We start from the raw sequence: 21,516 nt of genomic DNA, 5'->3' as shown, positions 1-21,516 counted from the left end.
CCGCGGAGCCCGGCCGGGCTCGGTGGAGCCGGGCGCTCGTCTCGGTGAGGATGGGCGCGCGGGCCGCGGGGGCGCCGCGCGGAGGCGGGCGGGGCGGCGGATGATCCACGGGGGAGCGGGCGGCGCCGGGCGGCCTCCGGTGGCGCTCGCGACCAACAACGGCGACATCGGCGGCGGCGAGGTGATGCTGCTGAGCATCGCGGAGGCGCTCGAGGCGCTCGAGGTGCCTGTCGTGGTCGTCGGTCCCTCGGAGCCGCGTGCGCTCGTCGCCGCCGCCCTCGCCGCCGGCCACCGGGTCGTCGAGCTCGAGGCCATGGGCAGACCCGCCTGGATGCGCGCGCTGCGGCGCTGGGACGCCACCTCCCGCGAGGGCGTGCTGTGGTGCAACGGTCTGGTGCCGGCCGTCGCGACGGCAGGGCGTCCGCGGCGGATCGTGCACCTGCACCAGCGCCCGTCCGGCCTGCAGCGGCTGCTCGCGCCCGTCGCCCGCCGCGGCGCCCTGGCGACCCTCGTCCCCTCCCGCTACCTGGCGGGGGTCGTCCCCGGGTCGACCGTGCTGCCGAACTGGAGCCGCCGCGTCGACCTGCCGGAGGCGCGGCCGCGGGAGGACGGGACGACCGTTCTCGGCTTCCTCGGGCGTCCCTCGCTCGCGAAGGGGGTGCGGGTCCTCACCGAGGCGCTGGCGCTGCTGGAGGCCGGGGAACCGGGCGCGTATCGCCTGGTGCTGGCGGGCGAGCCCCGGTTCGTGGCGGAGCGGGAGCGTCGCGAGGTGGAGGCGGCCCTCGCTCCGGTCGCCGCTCTGGTGGACCGGCCGGGGTGGATCGAGCCCGGCGACCTCTTCGCGCGGATCGACCTCCTGGTGGTGCCGTCGGTGCAGCCGGAGTCGTTCGGCCTGGTCGTGACGGAGGCGATGTCGGCCGGCGTTCCCGTGGTGGTGAGCGATGCCGGTGCGCTCCCCGAGGTCGTCGGCCCGTCGATCGACGCCACGTTCCGAGCCGGGGATCCGCGGGCTCTGGCCGAGCTGATCAGAGCCCGGAAGAAGAGAGGACTATCGGAGTCGCGGGAGAGGGATCGTGCCCGCTGGAACGATTCCTACTCCCCGTCCTCCGGGAAGTCGGCTATCGACGGACTTCTGGCGCGGATGGCCCTCTCCGATGATTCCTGATCCTCCCGCCAGGAGACCGATCCGCTTTCCGGGGAATGCCGCGGGGAGCCTCTCCTCCTCCCTCGGGAAAGGACGACGATGACCCGCGAACCGGAAGTCCTCAGAGTGCTCGGACTGTTCCTCAAGCACCCGACACTGCGCCTGGCTCCGGGCAGGCCCTTCGCCCGCGGGAGGCTGCCGTACCGGGCCGACCTCCTCCGGGACGACTCGACGCGGCTCCTCGTCCCCGGTCACGCGTCTCGGCCCGCGCACGTGAAGCTGCGCGACGTCGTGGAGCACCGCACGGGGCTGAACGTGGACACGCAGCTGCGCGCACTCCGGGCGGTCCGCTCGGCCGACGCGGTGCTCTGCGTGCTCGAGCCGGAGGCGGGCCTCCCCGCGCTGCTCCGGCGCGCGCGGCTCGGGCCGTACGGCCGCACGCCGCTCGTGGTCCTCTCCTGCTGGTGGGCGGAGGAGCTGCTCACCGGCTCGCCGGAGCGGCGCCGACAGGTGGTCCGGCTGCTCCAGGGCGTGGACCGGCTCGTCGTGCTCAGCGAGAACCAGCGCGAGGTCTTCGCCCGCCACGGCGTCGACGAGCGGCGGATCGCACCGGTCCTCTTCGGGGTCGACTCCGACTACTACCGGCCCGTTCCTCCGCGTCCGAAGCGGTTCGAGGTGCTCGCCGTCGGGGTCGACCGCGGGCGCGACTTCGACTCGCTGGTCGCCGCCGCCGAGCGCCTGCCGCACCGGCGGTTCGACATCGTGACCACTCCTGCGCGGCGGCCGTCCCGGGCGCTGCCGGCCAACGTCGTCCTGCACGATCCCGTCCCGGTCGATCGGCACCGCGACAACCTGCGCGACGCCGAGCTCGTCGTCGTCACCAGCCACGACCTCGCCTACCCGACGGGCGAGAGCGTCCTGCTGGAGGCCTCCGGCTGCGGGACCTGCACGGCGGTCACCACGAGCGCCGCGATGACCGGCTACATCCGCGACGGCGAGACGTCCTTCGCGCTGCCCCTGCACGACCCGGCGGGGATCGCGGTGGTGCTGGAGGCGGTGCTGAGCGACGACGGGAAGAGGGCCGAAGTCGCCCGCGCGGGCCGGGAGCGGGTGCTGGCCGAGCTGAACGCGCGGCACATGTGGGCGGGCGTCCGCGAGGTCCTCCGCGACGCGGTCCGCGAGCGCGGCCGCGCCTGAGCGGCGGTCGGCCGGGGCCGCACCGGGCGACCTCCGCCCCACCGGGAAGGGCCCGCCGACCGGGACCTCCGCGCCCCGGACCCGTGGATCCGCGCCGGATCGGGCGGGCGTGGGAGGCGCTACTCCGGCGGCAGAGCGCGGGCGCGGGCGGACTCCTCCGCGAGCAGAGCGAGACCCGCGCCGATCACGACGAACGAGATCGGGGCGAAGAACACCTCGCCCAGCTGCGTCGCGCACAGCAGCACCAGGATGCTCGCCGCGCCGACCGCGTGCCCCGGGCGGCTCCCGGCCCCGGCGGCCGTGGTCGCGAAGCCGGCCACGAGCACGGTGCCGATGACGCCGACGAGCAGCACGACGCCGCCCTCGGCCATCAGCGCCAGGTAGGAGTTGTGGAAGAACCAGTCGATCCCGTCGAGCCGCGCGGTCGCCTCGCCGAGCCCGGAGCCGGTCCACGGCGAGAGCGCCACCTTGTCGACCGAGGCGTCGAGGATGCGGGCGCGCAGGGCGTCGGAGCCGGCCCGCTCCACCCCGTAGTCGCCGGCCGTCGCCAGGTTCCGCTCGGCCCAGAGGAACAGCAGGACGAGGCCGCCGCCGAGGAGCGCGCGGAAGAGCAGGCGCAGGTACGGCGCCGCGACGAGCCACACGAGCGCGCAGGCGTAGGCCGCCATGGACGTGCGGGAGTCGGTGGCGACGACCGCGGCGGCCCCGAGCGCGAGCACACCGACTCGCAGCCACAGCCGCGAGCTGAGCGCCGAGACCAGCAGTGCCGCCGCCCCGTAGACGAGACCGGCCACGTTCTTGTCCTGGAGGAAGCCGGTCAGGGCGCCCTGGTAGCTGTCCGGGGCGAGTCCCGCGACGAACAGCACGGCGTTCAGCGACAGGGCCGCGGCGAGTCCTTTGAGCCCCGAGACCACGTCGATCCGCCCGCTCGCGAGGAAGCCCGCGGCGAGCATGACGAGCGCGATGTTCGCCGCCCGGCGCAGGGCGTCGAGGCCGTCGAAGGACGAGCCGGCGAGGACGAAGGCGAGCAGGGCGAGGCACAGCCACGGGTACCAGGCGGCCCGTCCGAGACGGCGGGTGGGCCGCCGGAAGAGGCTGACGAGGACCAGGGCGGCCAGGGCCGTCTGCGCCAGCGGGACGCTCCCCGGGAGGAAGGGGGTGGGGAGCCGGTAGACCAGGAGGCCCATCAGGACGGCATCGAGTATCCGAGCGGAATGTGCTACCGGAAAGGCCTCGTGAACGAGCGGGGAACGCCTCTCGACGACGATCTCTCCCCCTGGCGCGGACATGTCGTCATCCTCGCAGAAAGGGCCTCCCGAGGGGTCGGGGACCGCCTAGGGAAAGGCGCTCCGCATTGCTAGCGTGACCGACACCTCAGCATCGTCGTGCGGCGCATGCGCGGCACGCAGAAAGGTGCGCAGTGACTGTCGTCGATCTCATCGCTTTCATCCGGCGGAACTGGCGGACCCTCGTGGTCGCCGTGCTCGTCGGAGCCCTGGCGATGGCCGCCTTCTCGTTCCTCACTCCGAAGGTCTACGAGTCGAGCTCGGCCGGATTCGTGATCGCCGCGAGCGACGGCAGCTCGGCCGATGCGATCAGCGGGTCGCAGACCGCGGTGACCCGGGCCAACGCCTACCTGCCGCTGATCTCGAGCAGCGCCGTCTCGGAGCGGATCGAGGCCGACCCGGAGGCGAACCCCGGCGGAGAGGCCCTGAGCGGCCGCCTCACCGCGAGGGTCGCTCCGGGCAGCACCCTGATCGAGGTCACCGCCGAGGCCGGGACCGCGCAGAACGCCGCCGCCCTGGCCAACGGGGCGCTCGCGGCGCTGGCGGCCGTCATCACCGACATCGAGACGCAGTCCACCGCCGACCGCACACCGCAGATCACCGTCGTCCCGCTCGAGAACGCGGAGCCGCCCGCCGCCCCGACGAGCCCCGACTGGGTGCGGAACATCCTGCTCGGCGCCCTGGGCGGGCTCGTGCTCGGCTTCGGTCTCGCCTTCCTCCGCCGGGCCCTCGACATCCGCGTGCGGACCGTCGACGACCTCACCGAGCTCTTCGGCGTCGGCGTCCTCGGCCGCATCCCCAAGGCCGGACGCCCGGGCCGGACCGGCGGCCGCCGCGGCACCGACGCGCTCACCGCGGAGGCGTTCCGCTCGCTCCGGACGGGCCTGCGCTTCTCCAGCGTCGACGAGGAGACGCGCAGCGTCGTGATCACCAGCGCCAACCAGGCCGAGGGCAAGTCCACGATCGCCGCCGGACTGGCCCGCGTCACCGCGGAGTCCGGGCAGCGCACCCTCCTGGTCGACGCGGACCTCCGCCGGCCCTCCGTGGCGCGGATGCTGGACATCGACGGCGCCATCGGCCTCAGCGAGGTCCTCAGCCACCAGATCCCTGTGGACGACGCGATCCGCCCCACCGGTACCGCGGGCCTCTACGCTCTCCCGGCCGGGCACATCCCGCCCAACCCGTCCGAGATGCTCGGCTCCGAGGCGATGCGCGCCCTGGTCGCGCGCCTCTCGAAGGACTACTTCGTCATCATCGACGCGCCGCCCGTGCTGCCCGTCACCGACGCCTCCATCGTCGCGACCGTCGTCGACGGCGTCGTCTTCGTCGTCGCCTCGAACCAGACGCGCCGGCCCGAGGTCGTCGCCGCCCGGCGGATCGTCCAGCAGGTCCGCGCCCGCGTGCTCGGCACCGTGCTCAACATGGTCACCGCCCGTGACGGCGACACCGGGTACTACTACTACGACCGCAAGAACGCGTACTATGCCGAGCCGCAGCCGGCGACGGGGCGCAAGCGCGCGGCGGCGGCACCGCGCCGGTCCGAGCTCGCCCCGGTGGAGTCGCGGGCCCTGCCTCCGCAGACGTCCCGCCGGGCGGCTCGATGAGCGGGCGCCTGCTCCTGCTCTGCCATGCGAACGTGGCCCGGTCGCCCTCGGCCGAGCTGATCGCGGCGCGCCTGCTCGGCGCCGGCTCCGACTGGCGGGTCGAGAGCGCGGGAACGCACGCGGAGGTCGGCCGCGGGCTCGACCCCGAGCTCAGCGATGCGCTGCGGGCCCGCGGGCTCTCCACGGCCGGGCACCGCGCGCGCCAGGCCGACGGCCGGATGCTCGCCGGCGCCGACCCCGTGCTCGTGTTCGAGGCGGGCCAGCGCGAGTGGGTCACCCGCCACTTCCCGGCCGCCGCGCGCCGCACCACCACGGTCCGCCGGGCGGCGCGGCTGGCGGGAGCCGCCCCCGGCGTCCCGCTCCTGCGGCTGCTCGCCGACGACACCGCCCCTTACGGCGCCGAGGACGACTTCGCCGACCCGTTCGGGCGCGGACCGGACGTCGCCGCGGCGGCCGTCGAGGACATCGACGCCCTGCTCCGGGTGATCCTCCCCGCTCTCGGCGCTCTGCCCGTCGGCGCGGAGCCCCCGGCCGCCACCGTCCGGAGCACCCGCCGCTCGCTCCGCCGGGATCGCGCCGCCGAGACGGTCGCGAGGTGACCGCCGAGGGGGTGAGCGTCGTGATCCCGCACTACGGCGACCCCGCGCCCGCGCTCGCCCTCGTCGAGCGGCTCCGCAGCCAGGAGTCGCCCCCCGCCCTCGAGATCGTCGTCGTCGACGACGCCTCCCCGGTCCCGTTCCCGGCCGGGATCGACGGAGTGGAGGTCGTGCGGCGCGAGCGGAACGGCGGCTTCGGCGCCGCGGTGAACACGGGCGCCGCCCGGGCGCGCCACCCGCTGCTCCTGGTGCTCAACAGCGACCTCGTCGTCGGACCCTCCTTCCTCCGCGACCTGCTCGAGGCGGGACGGCCGTGGCTGCCCGCGGTCGTCGCTCCGGACCTCGTCGACGCGGGCGGGGAGCGGCAGTGGGTCGGCCGGCGCTTCCCGCGGCCGCACCACTACGTCGTGGAGTGGCTCACTCCGCTCGCGCGCTGGCGACCGCGGCTGCACGCGGCCGTCGGCCACGACACTCGGTGCGCCCCGGGCGCGACGGTGCCGGTGGACTGGGTGGTGGGCGCCGTGATGCTGCTGCCGGTGGCCGAGTTCCGCGCGGTCGGCGGGTTCGACGAGTCCTTCCACATGAACTGCGAGGAGGTCGACCTCCAGCGCCGGCTGCGCGAGCGCGGCGTGCCCTCGGTCTTCGCCGGCTCCGTCGTCGCCGAGCACACGGGAGGCGGCTCCTCCGACCCCGCGCGCCGGCTGATCTGGCTGGTCGCCTCGCGCCTGCGCTACGCCCGCAAGTGGGGCGGGCGCCCCGCCGCCCTCGCCGCGGCCCTGCGCGCCGCCTCCGCCGTGAACCTCGCCGCCAACGCGGTGCGCGCCGCCGCCGGCAGCGACGTGCGTCCGCTGGCCGTCCTCCGGCGCGAGCTCCGGCTCGTCGCCGCCGCCGAGGCGGCGTCCCGGTGAGCGGGCCCGTGCTCGTGGTGAGCCCGGTCTTCCACGGCTACTGGGAGGCGCTCGAATCGGCGCTGGCACACCTGGGCGACGACGTGGTCGTCCACCGCTACGACGCCGCGACCGGGCTGGCCCACGTGCGGGACGCCCTCGGCCACCGGCTCCCCGGGGGCCGGCTCCGGCGCTCGTCGATGCGCGCCGAGACCGACCGCGCGATCGCGGCGCTGCGGGCCGTCCGGCCCCGGGCCGTCCTCGTGGTGAAGGGCGACTCCCTCGGCGACGCCTGGTGGGAGGAGGTCGGCCGCGCCGGCGTCCCCGTGGTGCTCTGGCTCTACGACGAGCTCCGCAACATGGGGCACCCCGTCGACCGCCTGCGCTCCCTCGCCGGGGAGGCGGTGTCGATCGTCAGCTACTCCACCGCCGACGTCGCCGAGCTCGCCCGCGCGGGGGTTCCGGCCGGGCACCTGCCCGACGCCTTCGACTCCCTCCTCTCCTTCCGCCCCCGCCCCTCCTCCGCGGTGACCTTCGTCGGCGCCCGCTACCCCGAGCGCGAGCGCGTGCTGCGGGAGCTCGCGGCCGGCGGGGTCGCGGTCGAGGCGTACGGGCGGCAGTGGTCGCGCCATCCCTGGGACGTCGCGCGCACCGGCCGCTGGCGCTCGGCCGGCGTCCCCGCCCGCCGCGACGTCCCGCGGGCGGGCTACTACGGAGTGATGGCCGGCTCGACCGCGACCCTGGCTCTGCACGGCGCGGGCCACGGCGGGCTCTCGATGCGCGCCTTCGAGGCGCCGGGCGTCGGGGCGCTGACCCTGATCGACCGGCCCGAGGTGGCGGAGTTCTACGAGGTGGGCAGCGAGGTGCTCGTCTTCGAGGAGCGCGACCAGCTCGTCGAGCACGTGCGGCGGGCGGGCGCGGACCCCTCGTGGGCGCGGCGCATCCGCGAGGCGGGCGCGCGCCGCACCGGCGCCGAGCACACCTTCGTGCACCGGATGCGGGAGGTGAGGGCCCTGTGGCGCTGACGCACCCGACCGACCTGGAGGCCTGGCGCCGCTGGCAGCGCGGCCGCGACCCGCTGCGCACCGCCCGGGCGGCGCTGCGGCGCTCCGAGCCGACCCGCCTGGTGCTGCACGTGCGCGGCGACCGGCCCGCCGTCCTGCTCGCGGTGGAGGCGTCGACGGCGAGCGCCCTCGCCTCGACCGCGGCCTCGCTCGCTCCTCTCGGCGGGGCTCCGGCGGCGGTCCTCGCTCCCTCCGGAGCCGGCGACGCGCTGTCCGGGCTGCTGCCGGGCCGCTGGAGTGCGCACCCGGTCGACCCGGAGGCGGACCCGCCCGCCGAGCTGCGGAGCCTCTGCGCCGTGATCGCCACCGGCCACTTCCTCGCGGCGGGAGCGGCCGCCCACCGCTGGTCCGCGATCCTCGGCGCCCGCTTCCTGGTCGTGCAGCACGGCCTGCTCACCCCCTCCGCCCCGCCGCTCCCGCCCGGAGCGACGCTGCTGGCGTTCTCGGAGGAGGACGCGGCCTTCTGGACCTCCGGCCGCAGCGACGTGGAGACCGAGGTCGTCGGCAGCCAGCTGCTCTGGACCGCATCGCGCCGCCCGCGCCCCGAGCGGCTCGAGGAGCGGCCCCTGTTCCTCGGCCAGCTGCACGGCGCGGAGCTGCCCCGGCGGACGGCCGCGGCCACCGCCTCCCGCTTCTGCCGCGAGGCGGGCGCCGACTACCGCCCCCACCCCGCCGAGGTCGACCGCCGCTCGCGCTGGCAGCACGCGCGGTGGGAGCGCCGCGGCATCCGGGTGCTCCGCGGCGGCGACCTCGCCGCGCAGGCCCGGCCGGTCGCCTCGATCTTCTCGACCGGGGTCCTCGAGGCCGCGGCCGCCGGGATCCCCGCGTGGGTCGTCTGCGAGGACCCGCCCGCCTGGGTGCTCGAGTTCTGGAGCCGGTACCGGCTCGCGCGCTGGGGCGGGGAGACGCCGACCGCGGCTCCGCCCGTCCCGTCCGTCGAGCCGGCCGTCGCCGTCGCCCGCCGGGCGCTCGCCATCGCCGAAGGAGGCACCCCGTGACCGTTCTCTGCGTCATCCCCGTGCGCGGGGGCTCGAAGGGCGTCCCGCGCAAGAACGCCCGCCCCGTCGCGGGCCGCCCGCTGGTGGTCTGGAGCATCGAGCAGGCGCTCGCCGCCGGTCTCGACGTGCTCGTGTCGACCGACGACCCCGAGCTGGCCGCGATCGCGGAGGGGGCGGGAGCGGACGTGCCGTTCCTCCGGCCCGCCGAGCTGGCGCGCGACGAGACGGCGACCGAGCCCGTCGTGCTCCACGCGATCGAGCACCGGGCCGCGCTGGGGCGCCGCCCGGACGCGGTGATGCTGCTCCAGGCGACCTCGCCGATCCGGCTCCCGGGCACCCTCGCCCGCGCGCTCGAGCAGTTCGCCTCGACGGGGGTCGACTCGCTGGTGGGCGTCGTCCCGCAGACGCCGTTCCTCTGGCGCCTGCAGGAGGGCGCCTCCGTGCCGCAGTACGACGTCACGGCCCGGCCGCGGCGCCAGGACCTCGCTGAGGCCGACTTCTTCTACCGCGAGACCGGGTCCCTCTACCTCACCCGCACCGAGGTCTACGAGCGCGAGAACAACCGGATCGGCGGCCGGGTCGGCCTGTTCGTCATGGACGAGGCGGAGGGCGGGGACATCGACACCGAGGCGGACCTCGCGGTGGTCGAGCAGACCCTCCTCGGCCTCGCGGCGGGAGGCGGCGCATGATCATCGACCGGCACCTCGCCCCGTTCATCGTCTTCGCCGAGGACCCGGTGCTCACCGCGCTGGCCAAGATCAACGCGAACAAGCAGCGGATCGTCTTCTGCGTCGACGGGCACGGGATCCTCCGCGGGTCGGTGTCCGACGGCGACTTCCGCCGCTGGATCATCGCGAACCCGACGGCCTCCCTCGACGTCCCGGCCCTCGCCGTCGCGAACACCGCCGTCCGCACGGCGGGAGCGGACGAGCCGGCCACCGCGATCGCCGCCCGGCTCGGCCGCGACGGGATCAGCCACCTCCCGCTCGTCGACGACCGCGGGCACCTCGTCGCGATCGCGGTCGAGGGCGATCGGGCGCTGCGGATCGGCCGCCACGAGGTGGGCGACGGCCACCCGGCCTTCCTGATCGCGGAGATCGGCAACAACCACAACGGATCGGTCGATCTGGCGCGGCGGCTGGTCGACCTCGCGGTCGAGGCGGGCGCCGACGCGGTGAAGTTCCAGCTGCGCGACCTCGACTCCCTCTACCGGCGCGCCGGCGGGGCCACCGCGGGGGAGGACCTCGGCGCCCAGTACACGATCGACCTCCTGCGCCGCTTCTCGCTGCCCGCCGAGCCGCTCCTCCGGGTCTTCGACCACGCGGCCGAGGCCGGGATCGACGTCCTCTGCACCCCGTGGGACGCCCCGAGCGTGCAGGCCCTCGTCGACTACGGGATCCCGGGCCTCAAGATCGCCTCGGCGGACCTCACCAACCACGGGCTGATCGAGGACGCCGGCACCCGGGGACTGCCCCTGCTGCTCAGCACCGGGATGTCCCGCGAGTCCGAGATCCTCGAGTCGGTCGCGCTGCTGCGCTCGCTCGGCACCTCCTTCGCCCTGCTGCACACCCAGTCGACGTACCCGGCGCCCTACCGCGACCTCAACCTCGCCTACCTCGACCGGCTCGCCGAGATCGGCGGCGGCGTCGTCGGCTACTCCGGCCACGAGCGGGGCTGGCACGTCCCCGTCGCCGCGGTCGCCCGCGGGGCCCGCATCGTCGAGAAGCACTTCACGGTCGACCGGGGGATGGAGGGCAACGACCACACAGTGTCCCTGCTCCCGGACGAGTTCCGCCGCATGGTCGGCGAGATCCGCGACATCGAGGACTCGCTCGGCACGCGCGACGCCCGATCGGTCTCGACGGGGGAGTCGATGAACCGCGTCTCGCTCGCGAAGTCGCTGGTCGCCTCCCGCGACCTCGCGATCGGGGACGTGGTGCGCGCCGCCGACGTCGTCGTCCGCAGCCCCGGCCGGGGCCTCCAGCCCAACGAGCTGCCGCAGCTGCTCGGCCGCGCCCTCCACCGCGACGTCGAGGAGGGCGGGTTCTTCTTCGCCGGCGACCTGCGCGAGAGCACGCCGTCCGGCCGGCCGTTCCGGTTCCGCCGCCCCTGGGGCCTGCCGGTGCGGTACCACGACCATGCGGCGCTCGCCGCGGAGTCGAACGCCGACTTCCTCGAGTTCCACTTCTCGTACCGCGACCTGGAGATCGAGCCGGACGACGTGTTCACCCGCCGCCTCGACTCCGGCTTCACCACCCACCTGCCGGACCTGTTCGCGGGCGACTTCCTCGTCGATCTCGCCTCCTTCGACGACGACGTGTGGGAGCGCTCGATCGCGGAGGTGCAGCGCACCGTCGAGACCACCCGGAGCCTCGCGCGCTGGTTCCGCCAGGAGGAGGACCCGATGATGGTCGTCACGATGGGCGGCTTCACCCGGCACGCGCACGTGGCTCCGGATCAGCGCGCTCCCCTCTACGAGCGCGTCGCCGACGCCCTCGAGCGGATCGACGCGAGCGGCGTCCGCGTGCTGGCGCAGACCCTCCCGCCCTACCCGTGGCTCATGGGCGGGCAGCAGTTCCACAACCTCTTCGTGGACCCGCACGACACCGCCGAGTTCGCGGCCGCGACCGGCACGCCGCTCTGCCTCGACGCCTCGCACACCAAGCTCGCGGCGAACCACCTCGGGCTCGCCTTCTCGGAGGCGGTGGCGCTGCTCGCTCCGCTCAGCGCGCACCTGCACCTCGTCGACGCGACGGGTGTCGACGGCGAGGGGGTGCAGATCGGCGAGGGCGAGATCGACTGGCCGGACTTCGCGGCGTCGCTCGACGAGCTGGCGCCCGGGGTGCCGTTCATCCCCGAGATCTGGCAGGGGCACGTCAACAGCGGCGAGGGCTTCTGGACCGCGCTCGAGCGGCTGGAGGAGTGGCTGTGACCCCGCTCGCGCTCTGGGCGGTGCCGGTCGGCGAGTTCGGCGGGGTGGCCCGCCACGTCCTCGACGCCGCCCGGCACGGGATCCCCGGCCACCGGCTCGTCGTGCTCTGCCCGGAGGGAGCGCTCGCCGAGCGGCTGCGGGAGCAGGGCTCGGCCGTGACGACCGGGCGCTTCGGAGTGTCCGCCGGTGCCGCCGCCTCCGTGGCGACCCTGCGCGCGACCGCGGCGGCTCTCCGCCCGGCGGTCGTCCACTCCCACCTCGCCCACGCCGACCTCGTGACCGCGGCGACCCCGCTGCCCCGCGGGGTCCGCCGCGTCACGACGGAGCACGGCATCGCCGGGCCCGACGTCTACCACCGCACCGCACTGCGGGCGCGGACGACCGCGGCGGCGCACCACGCGCGGCTGCGGTCGTTCCACGGCGCGATCGCCGTCTCGGAGGCCACCCGCCGCACCATGATCGAGAAGTGGCGGCCGAGCCTGCCGGTGCAGGTCGTGCTGAACGGAGTCGACGCCGCGCCCCGCGACCGCGAGCCGGGGGAGCCGGGCTCCCTCCGGGTCCTCTCGCTCGCGCGCCTGGCGCCGGAGAAGCGCCTGGACGCGCTGCTCGAGGCCTTCGCGGTGCTGCACCGGCGCGTCCCCGGCGCCACGCTGACCGTCGCGGGCGAGGGACCGCTCGACGGCGCCCTGCGCGCCCGGGCCGAGCGGCTCAGCCTCGGCGACGCGGTGTCCTTCCCCGGCTTCGCCGATCCGGAGGCGGCGCTCGCCGCGGCGGACGTCGTCGCCCAGCTCTCGGTCTGGGAGAACTGCTCCTACACGCTGCTCGACGCGGCCGCCCGCGGGATCGGCGTGGTCGCCTCCGCGGTGGGCGGGAACCCCGAGATCGTCGAGCGGGACTCGCTGGTCGACGCCGACGACCCGGAGGCGGTGGCCGCGGCGCTGGAGCGGCAGGCGTCGAGGGCCGCGGCTCCTCGCGCCGTGCGGGACGTCGCCGCCATGTGCGGCGGGATCGCCGCCGTGTACGAGGGGGTGGCGGCGTGAGCGGCGGGTCCCTGCGACCGGGACTGCGCACCCTCCTCTCGCTGGCCGGCGCCGCCTCTCCGGGCTGGATCACCGCCGCCGTCGCGGGCTCCCTCGCGCTCGCGGTCCTCGACACCCTGGGCGTCGCCGCGATGGTGCCGCTCATGGCGCTGCTCACCGGGACCGACACCACCACGGGCGCGCTCGGCGTCCTCTCCGGCGTCCTCGGCTCGACCGACGTCCAGACCCTCCTCCCGATCATCGCCGGCTTCGTCGCGGTCGTCTTCGTGCTCAAGAGCGCCGGGACGATCGTCTTCCGGTGGTGGCTGCTCGGCCGCACCACGCGGATATCGGCCGACGCTGCGACGGAGCTGCTCCGGCGGTACGTCCTCGCGCCCTACGCCGTCCACCGCTCCCGGCGCCTCGCCGAGGTGTACCGGACCATCAACGACGCCAGCGCGCAGGCGGCCGGCGTGCTCCTCGGCGTGATCGGCATCGCCTCCGACCTGCTGGTGCTCGTCGCGATCGTGGCGATCCTGCTGGTCGCCTCGCCGGTCGCGACCCTGTTCGCGGCCGTCTTCTTCGCGGTGCTGCTCGGCGGCGTCCAGGCGCTCCTGCGGCGGCGGCAGGGCCGGATCGGCGAGGAGATGGCGGAGGCCGCGCTGGAGTCGTGGCAGTTCCTGCTCCCCTCGCTCGACGGGTTCCGCGAGGCGCGCCTCACGTCGAGCGCGGCGAGCCTGGTCGCCGGCTTCAGCGGGGCCAAGCGCCGCAGCGCCCAGGCTCTGCGCTCCCTCTCGCTCGTCTCGGAGCTGCCGAAGTACCTGCTCGAGATCGGCTTCGTCGTCGCCGTCGTGGGCGTCTCGGGGATCCTGGTCGCCACCGGCTCCGGCGCCGAGGCGCTCTCCGTCCTGGGCGTCTTCGCGGCCGCCTCCCTCCGCGCCCTGCCGACGCTCAACCGCGTCTCGGCCACCTTCGCGATCGTGCGCAGCGGGCAGGCGGGCCTGCGGATCGTCTCCGAGGCGGCCGAGGAGCTCGCCTCCGAGGGGGCGCACGACGAGACGCCCGGGCCGGGCGGCCGCTACTCCGGCGACATCGCGCTCGAGCACGTCACGTACCGCTACGCCGACTCCGACGTGGACGTGGTGCGGGACGTCTCCCTGGTGATCCCGCGGAACGCCACGACCGCCTTCGTCGGATCCAGCGGCGCCGGCAAGAGCACCCTCCTCGACCTGGTCCTCGGCCTGCTCCCGCCCACGAGCGGCCGGATCCTCTGCGGCGGGCGGCCGATCGACGAGGACCCCGCGGCCTGGTACGCGGGGCTCGGCGTGGTGCCGCAGGACGTGTTCCTCCTGGACGCGACCGTCGCCGCGAACGTCGCCTTCGGGGTGCCGGCGGCCGAGGTCGACCACGAGCGCGTGCGCGAGGTGCTGCGGACGGCGCAGCTCGAGGAGTTCGTCGGCGGGCTGCCGCAGGGTCTGGACACCCGCGTGGGCGAGCGCGGCGTCCGCCTCTCCGGCGGCCAGCGCCAGCGGCTCGGCCTCGCCCGGGCGCTGTACCGGCGCCCCTCCGTCCTCGTCCTCGACGAGGCGACGTCGGCGCTCGACAACCGCACGGAGCACGAGATCTCGCGGGCCGTCGCCGAGCTGCACGGCAGCATGACCGTCCTCGTGGTCGCCCACCGGCTCTCGACCGTGCGCGGCGCCGACCGGCTGCTTTTCCTCGACGGCGGCCGGATCGAGGGGGCCGGCACCTTCGAGGAGGTGCGGGCCGCGCACCCCGGCTTCGCCCAGCTCGTGGCGCTCGGAGAGCTCTCGTGAGCAGGGGAGGCCCGCGGTGGTGACGCTCGGCGACGTCCGCTCAGCGCTGCTGGCGCCCCTCCGCCGACGGGGCACGACGGTGCTGCTGCCCGGCGAGTCGTTCGGGGTCGGGAACCTCGCCTACTTCTGGCTGCAGGCCCACGCCCGCCGGAGCCGCGGGGTGCCGACCGCGGTGCGCGCGACGCGGAGGACCGCGGAGTGGGCGGAGGTCTTCCCGCGGGTCCTCGAGGAGCTCGTGGTGCCCCCGGCGGAGATGTCGTTCTTCAGCCCCCGCGAGCTCGGGAGCGTCCACCAGGAGCTCGGCGTGGAGTTCACGGCGGACGAGCTGGCGGACTTCGTCGCGACGATGCTGCTCCCGCCCGGCGGCCCCTTCACCGCTCTGGTGGCGGCGGCGCGTCCGGAGGCGGACCTCACCGTGAACATCCGGCGCGGCGACTACTACAGCGTCCCGGCCTTCCGCGGCCGCTACTCCTTCGACGTGGTCGAGTACGTCGACGCGGCGCTCGCCCTGGCCCGCGAGCGGGAGCCCGTGCGCAGCGTCCTGATCGTGTCGGACGACCTCGACTGGTGCCGGGTGAAGCTGGCCCGCGTCCTCGAGGGCCTCGAGGTGCGCTTCCCGGGGGCGGGGACGCCGGTGCCGCAGCAGCTCGCCCTGCTGGCCGCGTCCCGCCGCCTCGTGCTGACGAACTCGACCTTCTCGTACTGGGGCGCTCATCTCGGCGACCACGTGCACGGCGGCGCCGACGTGATCGCGCCGTGGTTCCACAGCCGCGCGTGGAACGGAGGGGCGGCGACGCAGCTCGACCCGCGCTGGCGGGTGGTCCGCGACCTCCCCGGCGGCTGGGACGGCTGACGCGGAGAGTCGGAGTCCGGCGGCTGCGCGGGGCTCGCGGGTACCGGCGGGGGCTGCGGGCGGGCGGCTCCGGGGGCGCGACCGGGCATGGACGGCTGCGGGCAGGCGGATGTGCGAGGACGGCTCCGGGCTCGCGGCTCCGTGCTCTCGGCTCGGCTCTCGGCCGCGGGCTCGCGGCTCCGGGCTCTCGGCTCGGCGCCTCAGCGCAGGACGTGGCCCTCCACGTCGACGGGAGCCCGGGCGGTGAGGCGCTTCAGCCGCATCGCGGGGCGCTCGACCAGCAGCCAGCTCGCCCACGCGAGGGGGACGGTCGCTGCGACCGAGAGCGCGATGTACGCCCAGAGCGGCACGGCGGCTCCGGCTCCGACGATCGCCAGCGAGAGCAGCTGCTGCACGGGGAACGCGTAGATGTACATCCCGTAGGAGACGTCGTGGGTCGCGCCCACCCGACGCAGGGGGAGCCGGGCGCCGAGCGCGACCATCAGATAGGCGAGGGGGAGGCCGGCGAGCACGCGGTAGAGGCCGGTTGCGATCACGAGGACGAGCAGCGCGGCCGCGACGGCGGTGAGTGCGCCCGTCAGGGGGAGGCGGTCGCGGTACAGGTGCACGAGCGCGCCGGCGAGGAAGTACCCGACGAGCGTCACCGTCTGGTTGAGGGGTGCCGGGAACGGGACGAGGTCCGTCGCGAGCACCGCCGCGACGAGGGTGAGGCCCGCGAATCCCGTGACCACGAGGGGGCGCACCCAGCGCGTGGGCGCCAGGGAGATGAGCAGGCCGATCACGACGTAGCTGACGAACTCGTAGAACAGGCTCCAGAGCGAGCCGTTCCACGCGCCCGGGTAGGGCACGGAGCCGAGCATCCCCGCGATGCCGTACTCCCGGATGTAGAGGGCCGCATTGGCGACCACGAAGTGCACCGCCCCGGCCGCGCTGTACTCGCCGGCTCCGAGGAGGAGCGACGCCAGCGGTGCGGCGACGAAGGCCACGACCAGGAGCGAGACGAGGAAGGCGGGATAGATGCGGAGGAAGCGCCGCCAGAGGAAGTCGACCAGCGATCGCGAGCGCAGCCGGCTCGCGGTGATCAGGAAGCCGGAGGTGGCGAAGAACCCGCCGACCGCCCAGGCGCCGAGGGTGGAGCCGCCGAAACCGGGGTCGTCGCCGTAGCCGCCGAGGGGGAAGGAGTGCGACACGATGACGAGGACCGCCAGCCCGAGCCGCAGGGCGTTGATGCTGTTCGACCGCGGATCGAAGGCGGAGCCGACGGTCGGCCGCGTGCGCGGGCGTGGCGCGCGGGCGGGCGCGGCGGTGCGCCGGCTGTTCTCCTGGCGGGTCATGCGCACATCCTGCTGACCCCGGCCGCCGCCGTCGATCGGGCGGGGGACGCGCCGCGCTCCTCCCGGAGGGCCCGCGCACCAGCAACGACGCGCGCTCCCTCCCTGCGGACCCACCGCGGAGCTGACGCGGACTGACGTGCGGCCTGCGGCTGACCCCTCTCCGCCCCGTCGTCGCTCCGTCGCCCTCTCCCGCGAGACGCCGCTCCGTTACGCGACACGCGGGAGGGGGCGTACCGGAGCGGGCGTACCGGAGCGGCACCTCGTGGCAGGCGGTCGGATCACGCCGGTCGGACCGCGCCGGTCAGAGCAGCCCGTCCGTGAGGTGGTCCGGCGTGCCGAAGCGGTGGGCCGTGATCGACACGGCCTGCTCGCGGAGGAACGGCAGCAGCTCCAGCCGGCCCGCCTCGGTCGCCGGGCCGGCGTAGACCGCGAGGTCGGGGCGCCCGCCCGTCACGGCCGTCACCGTCGCGGCGGAGGCGCCCAGCAGGCGCACCCGTCCGGCGCCGTGCGCGCGCACCCGCGCCTCCCACGCCGCGTCGTCCTCGACCACGACGGCGCCGGCCGCCTCGTCGAGACCGGCGGCGAGCTGCGGAGGCAGCGCCACGGCGCTCGAGACGACCACCCGTGCCTGCGCGGTCGCCGCCGCGACGGCCACCCGCACGAGCGAGCCCAGCGGCTCCCCGGCGGCCAGGCGCACCAGCACGGCGGAGTCGTAGGGCAGGCGGCGGAAGACGTTCCGCTCCGCCTCCAGCCCCGTCACGTCGCGAGGAGCGCCCGCGGCCCACGCCGCCGCGCAGCTGCGCGCCGTCCGCTCCACCGCGGCGTACTCCTGCGCCGGGAGCTCCGCGCGCGACGCGGCGAGCAGGCGGGCGGCCGGTCCGACGACCGGAGCGGTCGCCTCCGACGGCGCCGCGGTCCAGGAGCCCAGGCCGAGCAGGTAGTCCGGCCCGCCCGCCTTGGTGCCCGGGCCGACCGCCGACTTCTTCCAGCCGCCGAACGGCTGGCGCTGCACGATCGCCCCGGTGATCCCGCGGTTCACGTAGAGGTTGCCCGCCTCGATCCCGTCGAGCCAGGTGCCGATCTCCTCCGGGTCGAGCGCGTGCAGGCCCGAGGTGAGCCCGTAGTCGACCTCGTTGACGATCGCGATCGCCTCGTCCAGGGTCGCCGCCGTCATGATCCCGAGGATCGGCCCGAAGTACTCGGTGCGGTGGAACTCGGACCCGCGGCGCACGCCGTCGCGGACGCCGGGGCTCCACAGGCGTCCGGAGTCGTCGAGGCTCCGCGGCTGCAGCAGCCAGGTCTCACCGGCGCCGAGCGCGGTCAGGCCGCGCAGCAGCTTGCCCTCGGCGGGTTCGATCACCGGCCCCATCCGCGTCGCGGGGTCGGTCGGGTAGCCGACCGTGAGGGAGGAGACCGCGTCGAGCAGCTGCGCGCGGAACCGCTTCGAGCGCGCGACGGAGCCCACCAGCACCACGAGCGAGGCGGCGGAGCACTTCTGGCCCGCGTGCCCGAAGGCGCTCGCCACCACGTCCTTCACCGCCAGGTCGAGGTCGGCCGAGGGAGTGACCACGATCGCGTTCTTGCCGCTCGTCTCGGCGAGCAGCGGGAGGTCGTTCCGGAAGGAGCGGAACAGCTCCGCCGTCTCGTAGGCGCCGGTGAGGATCACGCGGTCGACCTGCGGGGAGGCGATCAGGTCGCGCCCCAGCTCCTCCTCCGGCAGGCGGAGCAGGCGCAGGGCCTCGCGGGGCACGCCCGCCGCCCACAGCGCCTCGGCCACCACGGCGCCGCAGCGCGCGGTCGGACCGGCGGGCTTGAGCACCACCGCGGAGCCGGCCGCGAGCGCCGCGAGGACGCCGCCGGCCGGGATCGCGACCGGGAAGTTCCACGGCGGAGCGACCAGGGTCAGCGCGGCCGGGTGGAAGCGGGCGCCGTCGACCGCGTCGAGCTCGAGGGCGCGCTCGGCGTAGTAGTGGGCGAAGTCCACGGCCTCCGAGACCTCGGGGTCGCCCTGGTCGAGGGTCTTGCCGCCCTCGGCCGCCATGACCTCGAGCAGCTCGGCGCGGCGCGCCTCCAGCTCGTCGCCCGCGCGGTGCAGGATGCGGGCGCGCTCCTCGGCCGGGACGTCGCTCCAGCCGCTGCCGCGGGCGCCGGAGAGCACCGACTCCAGCTCGTCGAGGGTGCCGATCGTGGCGGCCTCGATCGCGTCGGCGCCGGCCCGGGAGGAGGGGACGCGCGCGAGGATCGCCTGCGCCCACTCGCGGTTCGCGGCGACGGACGGGTCGGTGTCGGGGGTGCTGCGGAAGTCGCCCGGTCCCGGGCGGCCGCTCGCGGCGAACCGGTCGGGCACGCGGTGCGCCGGGGGGACGGCCCCGTCGAGGGCGGCGACGGAAGCGCGGAACCGCTCCTCCTCCCGCGCGAAGAGCGCCGGGTCGGCCTCGAGCTCGAAGACGGCCGACATGAAGTTCTGGCTCGACGCGCCCTCCTCCAGGCGGCGGATCAGGTAGGCGATCGCCACGTCGAACTCGGCCGGCGCGACGACCGGCGTGTAGAGCAGGAGCGAGCCGACCGTGCGGCGCACCGCCTCCGCCTGGCCCTGGGCCATGCCGAGGAGCATCTCGTACTCGATCCCCTCGCCTACGCCGCGGGTGCCGGCGAGCAGCCACGAGTACGCGACGTCGAAGAGGTTGTGCCCGGCGACGCCGACCCGCACGTTGCGGATCCGCTCCGGGTGCAGCGCGTAGTCGACGACGCGCTTGTAGTTCGTGTCGGAGTCCTGCTTGCTGCTCCAGGTCGCCAGCGGCCAGCCGTGGACCGAGGCCTCGACCTGCTCCATCGGCAGGTTCGCGCCCTTGACCAGGCGCACCTTGATGCCGGCGCCGCCGCGGGCCCGGCGGGCGGCGCTCCACTCCTGCAGGCGGATCATCGCCGAGAGCGCGTCCGGCAGGTAGGCCTGCAGCACGATGCCGGCCTCGAGGCCGAGGAACTCCGGCCGGTCGAGGATGCGGGTGAAGACCGCGATGGTGAGGTCGAGGTCCTTGTACTCCTCCATGTCGAGGTTGATGAACTTCTGCGGCGAGGACGCGGCGGCCCGGGCGAACAGCGGCGCCAGCTCCTCCACGATGTCGTCGACCGCGGCGTCGAAGGCCCACGGGTTGTGCGGGGCGGTGCTCGAGGAGACCTTGATCGAGACGTAGTCGACGTCGTCGCGGGCGAGGAGCCGGTGCGTCCCCTCCAGGCGGCGGTGGGCCTCCTCGCGGCCGAGGACGGCCTCGCCGAGCAGGTTCATGTTGAGCCGGACGCCGTCGCGGCGGATCGCGGCGATGGCCGGGCCCAGGCGGGAGTCGGTCGCGTCGATGATCAGGTGGCCGACCATCCGCCGCAGCACCCGGCGCGCGATCGGCACCACGACGTCCGGGAGGAGCGGCGCCATGACGCCGCCGAGGGCGACCGCGCCGCGCATCGGAGCAGGGAGGAAGGACGGCACGCCGCCCGCGATCGCCTTCAGCGCCGCCGCCGCGACGCGGGTGTCCTCGGGTCGGACGACGCCGTCGACGAAGCCGACCGTGAAGTCCAGGCCGGCCGGGTCCTTCAGCACGCCCGCCAGCTGCGCCCCGGAGGCGTCGATCGGGATCGCGGACGCCTCGCGCAGCCAGCGCCGCACCAGGGCGACGCTCTCGTCGACCAGGCGGGGATCGATCGAATCGGCGGACGGACCGTCGGCCGCGGGGCCGGTGGCGAGAGCGGGGCTGGCGAGATCCGTCATCGTGCGGTCCTTCTGCTCTGAGGTGGGTGCCTTCAGTATTCGACCGACTACCGTTGAGCAGAAGCGACCGTTCCTTACCGGTACCGGTCAGCTCAGCTGAACGATCGGAGACGCCGTGCTCGATGTCCGCCGCCTGGTCCTGCTCCGCGAGGTGGCCATCCGCGGCACTCTCGCCGCCGCGGCCGAGGCCCTCGCCTACAGTCCCTCCGCCGTCTCGCAGCAGCTCGCCGTGCTCGAGCGCGAGGCCGGCGTCGAGCTGCTGCGGAAGGCGGGCCGGCGCGTGCAGCTCACACCCCAGGCCGAGATCCTGGTCGAAGCGGCCGGCGAGGTGATGGCCCTGCTCGAGCGGGCGGAGGCGGCGCTCGCGGCCTCGGGGGAGTCGGTGACCGGCCGGGTGCGCGTCGCGGTGTTCCAGTCGGCCGCGCTCGCGCTCATGCCGGGTGCGCTCCGGGCCGTCGCCGACCGCTTCCCCGAGGTGCGTGTCGAGATGGTGCAGCGCGAGCCCGAGGGCGCGCTGCACGAGACGTCGTGGGCGCGGGAGTTCGACCTCGTCGTCGCCGAGCAGTACCCCGGCCACTCGACCTCCTGGCTGCCCGGACTGGTGCGCAGCGACCTGACGACCGACGCGATCCGCCTCGCCGTGAGCCGCGACTCCGCCGTCGTCGACCTCGCCTCGGCCCGCGACTCCGCCTGGGTGATGGAGCCGCGCGGTACCGCGAGCCGCCACTTCGCCGAGCAGACCTGCCGGGTCGCGGGGTTCGAGCCGGACGTCCGCTTCGAGACCGCCGACCTGCAGGCGCAGATCCGCCTCGCCGCCTCCGGCCACGCCGTCGCCCTGATGCCCGACCTGGTCTGGGCGGGCGAGGCGCCGGACTGCCGCCTCCTCGAGCTGCCCGGCACGCCCCGGCGCACGATCTTCACCGCCCAGCGCGAGGCGCAGCTGGCGTCGCCGGCCGTGCGAGTGTTCCGGGAGTGCCTGGCGGAGGTGGCGGGGCGGTTCGCGTGAGGCTGGGGGCGTGCGG

16 protein-coding genes are annotated in these 21,516 nt (G+C 75.4%); 13 read left to right on the top strand and 3 right to left on the bottom strand.

What is annotated here, in order from left to right; all coding sequences use genetic code 11:
• Positions 1–100: 100 nt before the first annotated feature.
• A complete protein-coding gene (locus tag C5C39_RS12925) occupies positions 101–1,165 on the top strand; it encodes a glycosyltransferase family 4 protein (RefSeq protein WP_104353549.1) in 1,065 nt (354 codons plus the stop codon).
• A 78-nt stretch (positions 1,166–1,243) separates the two neighbouring features.
• Positions 1,244–2,341 carry a glycosyltransferase family 4 protein gene (locus C5C39_RS12920; protein ID WP_104353548.1) on the top strand — a complete coding sequence of 366 codons (1,098 nt, stop codon included), beginning with the start codon at positions 1,244–1,246 and terminating at the stop codon, positions 2,339–2,341.
• A gap of 119 nt (positions 2,342–2,460) precedes the next feature.
• On the opposite strand, the gene C5C39_RS12915 is transcribed toward C5C39_RS12920, so the two are convergent.
• Positions 2,461–3,528 carry an O-antigen ligase family protein gene (locus C5C39_RS12915; RefSeq protein WP_104353547.1) on the bottom strand — a complete coding sequence of 356 codons (1,068 nt, stop codon included), beginning with the start codon at positions 3,526–3,528 and terminating at the stop codon, positions 2,461–2,463.
• Positions 3,529–3,761: 233 nt separating this feature from the next.
• Here C5C39_RS12915 and C5C39_RS12910 point away from each other — a divergent pair, with 233 nt between their 5' ends.
• The 10 genes from C5C39_RS12910 to C5C39_RS12865 are packed head-to-tail and all read left to right on the top strand — an operon-like array spanning position 3,762 to position 15,397.
• Positions 3,762–5,231, top strand: a complete 1,470-nt coding sequence (locus tag C5C39_RS12910) for a polysaccharide biosynthesis tyrosine autokinase (RefSeq protein WP_104233579.1) — start codon at positions 3,762–3,764, stop codon at positions 5,229–5,231.
• Complete coding sequence (locus C5C39_RS12905) at positions 5,228–5,830, top strand: hypothetical protein (protein ID WP_104233580.1); 603 nt, start codon at positions 5,228–5,230, stop codon at positions 5,828–5,830. Before C5C39_RS12910 ends, C5C39_RS12905 begins: the two co-directional genes overlap by 4 nt.
• Positions 5,827–6,735 (top strand): glycosyltransferase family 2 protein, encoded by a 909-nt coding sequence (locus tag C5C39_RS12900; protein ID WP_104353546.1) that lies wholly within the window; start codon positions 5,827–5,829, stop codon positions 6,733–6,735. The genes C5C39_RS12905 and C5C39_RS12900 overlap by 4 nt, the downstream gene beginning before the upstream one ends.
• On the top strand, positions 6,732–7,739 hold the full coding sequence (locus C5C39_RS12895) for a glycosyltransferase (RefSeq protein ID WP_104353545.1): 1,008 nt from the start codon (positions 6,732–6,734) through the stop codon (positions 7,737–7,739). Before C5C39_RS12900 ends, C5C39_RS12895 begins: the two co-directional genes overlap by 4 nt.
• Complete coding sequence (locus tag C5C39_RS12890; RefSeq protein WP_104353544.1) at positions 7,730–8,776, top strand: hypothetical protein; 1,047 nt, start codon at positions 7,730–7,732, stop codon at positions 8,774–8,776. Before C5C39_RS12895 ends, C5C39_RS12890 begins: the two co-directional genes overlap by 10 nt.
• Complete coding sequence (locus C5C39_RS12885) at positions 8,773–9,465, top strand: cytidylyltransferase domain-containing protein (protein WP_104353543.1); 693 nt, start codon at positions 8,773–8,775, stop codon at positions 9,463–9,465. Before C5C39_RS12890 ends, C5C39_RS12885 begins: the two co-directional genes overlap by 4 nt.
• Complete coding sequence (locus C5C39_RS12880) at positions 9,462–11,708, top strand: N-acetylneuraminate synthase family protein (RefSeq protein ID WP_104353542.1); 2,247 nt, start codon at positions 9,462–9,464, stop codon at positions 11,706–11,708. The genes C5C39_RS12885 and C5C39_RS12880 overlap by 4 nt, the downstream gene beginning before the upstream one ends.
• A complete protein-coding gene (locus tag C5C39_RS12875) occupies positions 11,705–12,748 on the top strand; it encodes a glycosyltransferase family 4 protein (RefSeq protein ID WP_104353541.1) in 1,044 nt (347 codons plus the stop codon). Before C5C39_RS12880 ends, C5C39_RS12875 begins: the two co-directional genes overlap by 4 nt.
• On the top strand, positions 12,745–14,544 hold the full coding sequence (locus C5C39_RS17575; RefSeq protein ID WP_104284028.1) for an ABC transporter ATP-binding protein: 1,800 nt from the start codon (positions 12,745–12,747) through the stop codon (positions 14,542–14,544). The genes C5C39_RS12875 and C5C39_RS17575 overlap by 4 nt, the downstream gene beginning before the upstream one ends.
• Positions 14,545–14,560: 16 nt before the next feature.
• Positions 14,561–15,397, top strand: coding sequence for an alpha-1,2-fucosyltransferase (locus C5C39_RS12865; protein ID WP_104353540.1), 837 nt, complete (start codon positions 14,561–14,563; stop codon positions 15,395–15,397).
• Between the two features lie 200 nt (positions 15,398–15,597).
• On the opposite strand, the gene C5C39_RS12860 is transcribed toward C5C39_RS12865, so the two are convergent.
• Positions 15,598–16,731 carry an acyltransferase gene (locus C5C39_RS12860; protein ID WP_104353539.1) on the bottom strand — a complete coding sequence of 378 codons (1,134 nt, stop codon included), beginning with the start codon at positions 16,729–16,731 and terminating at the stop codon, positions 15,598–15,600.
• Positions 16,732–17,032: 301 nt separating this feature from the next.
• Entirely contained in the window at positions 17,033–20,494 is a 3,462-nt protein-coding gene (locus C5C39_RS12855) for a bifunctional proline dehydrogenase/L-glutamate gamma-semialdehyde dehydrogenase (protein WP_104353538.1), read from the bottom strand.
• A 115-nt stretch (positions 20,495–20,609) separates the two neighbouring features.
• Here C5C39_RS12855 and C5C39_RS12850 point away from each other — a divergent pair, with 115 nt between their 5' ends.
• The gene (locus C5C39_RS12850) at positions 20,610–21,500 is read left to right on the top strand and encodes a LysR family transcriptional regulator (RefSeq protein ID WP_104267855.1); all 891 of its coding nucleotides are present in this window, start codon (positions 20,610–20,612) and stop codon (positions 21,498–21,500) included.
• The last annotated feature ends 16 nt before the right edge of the window (positions 21,501–21,516 follow it).

The organism is Rathayibacter sp. AY1F3 (assembly GCF_002931975.1).
GTDB lineage: Bacteria > Actinomycetota > Actinomycetes > Actinomycetales > Microbacteriaceae > Rathayibacter.
The sequence above is the reverse complement of the archived record's forward strand: the minus strand, read 5'-3'. Positions and strand labels throughout refer to the sequence as shown.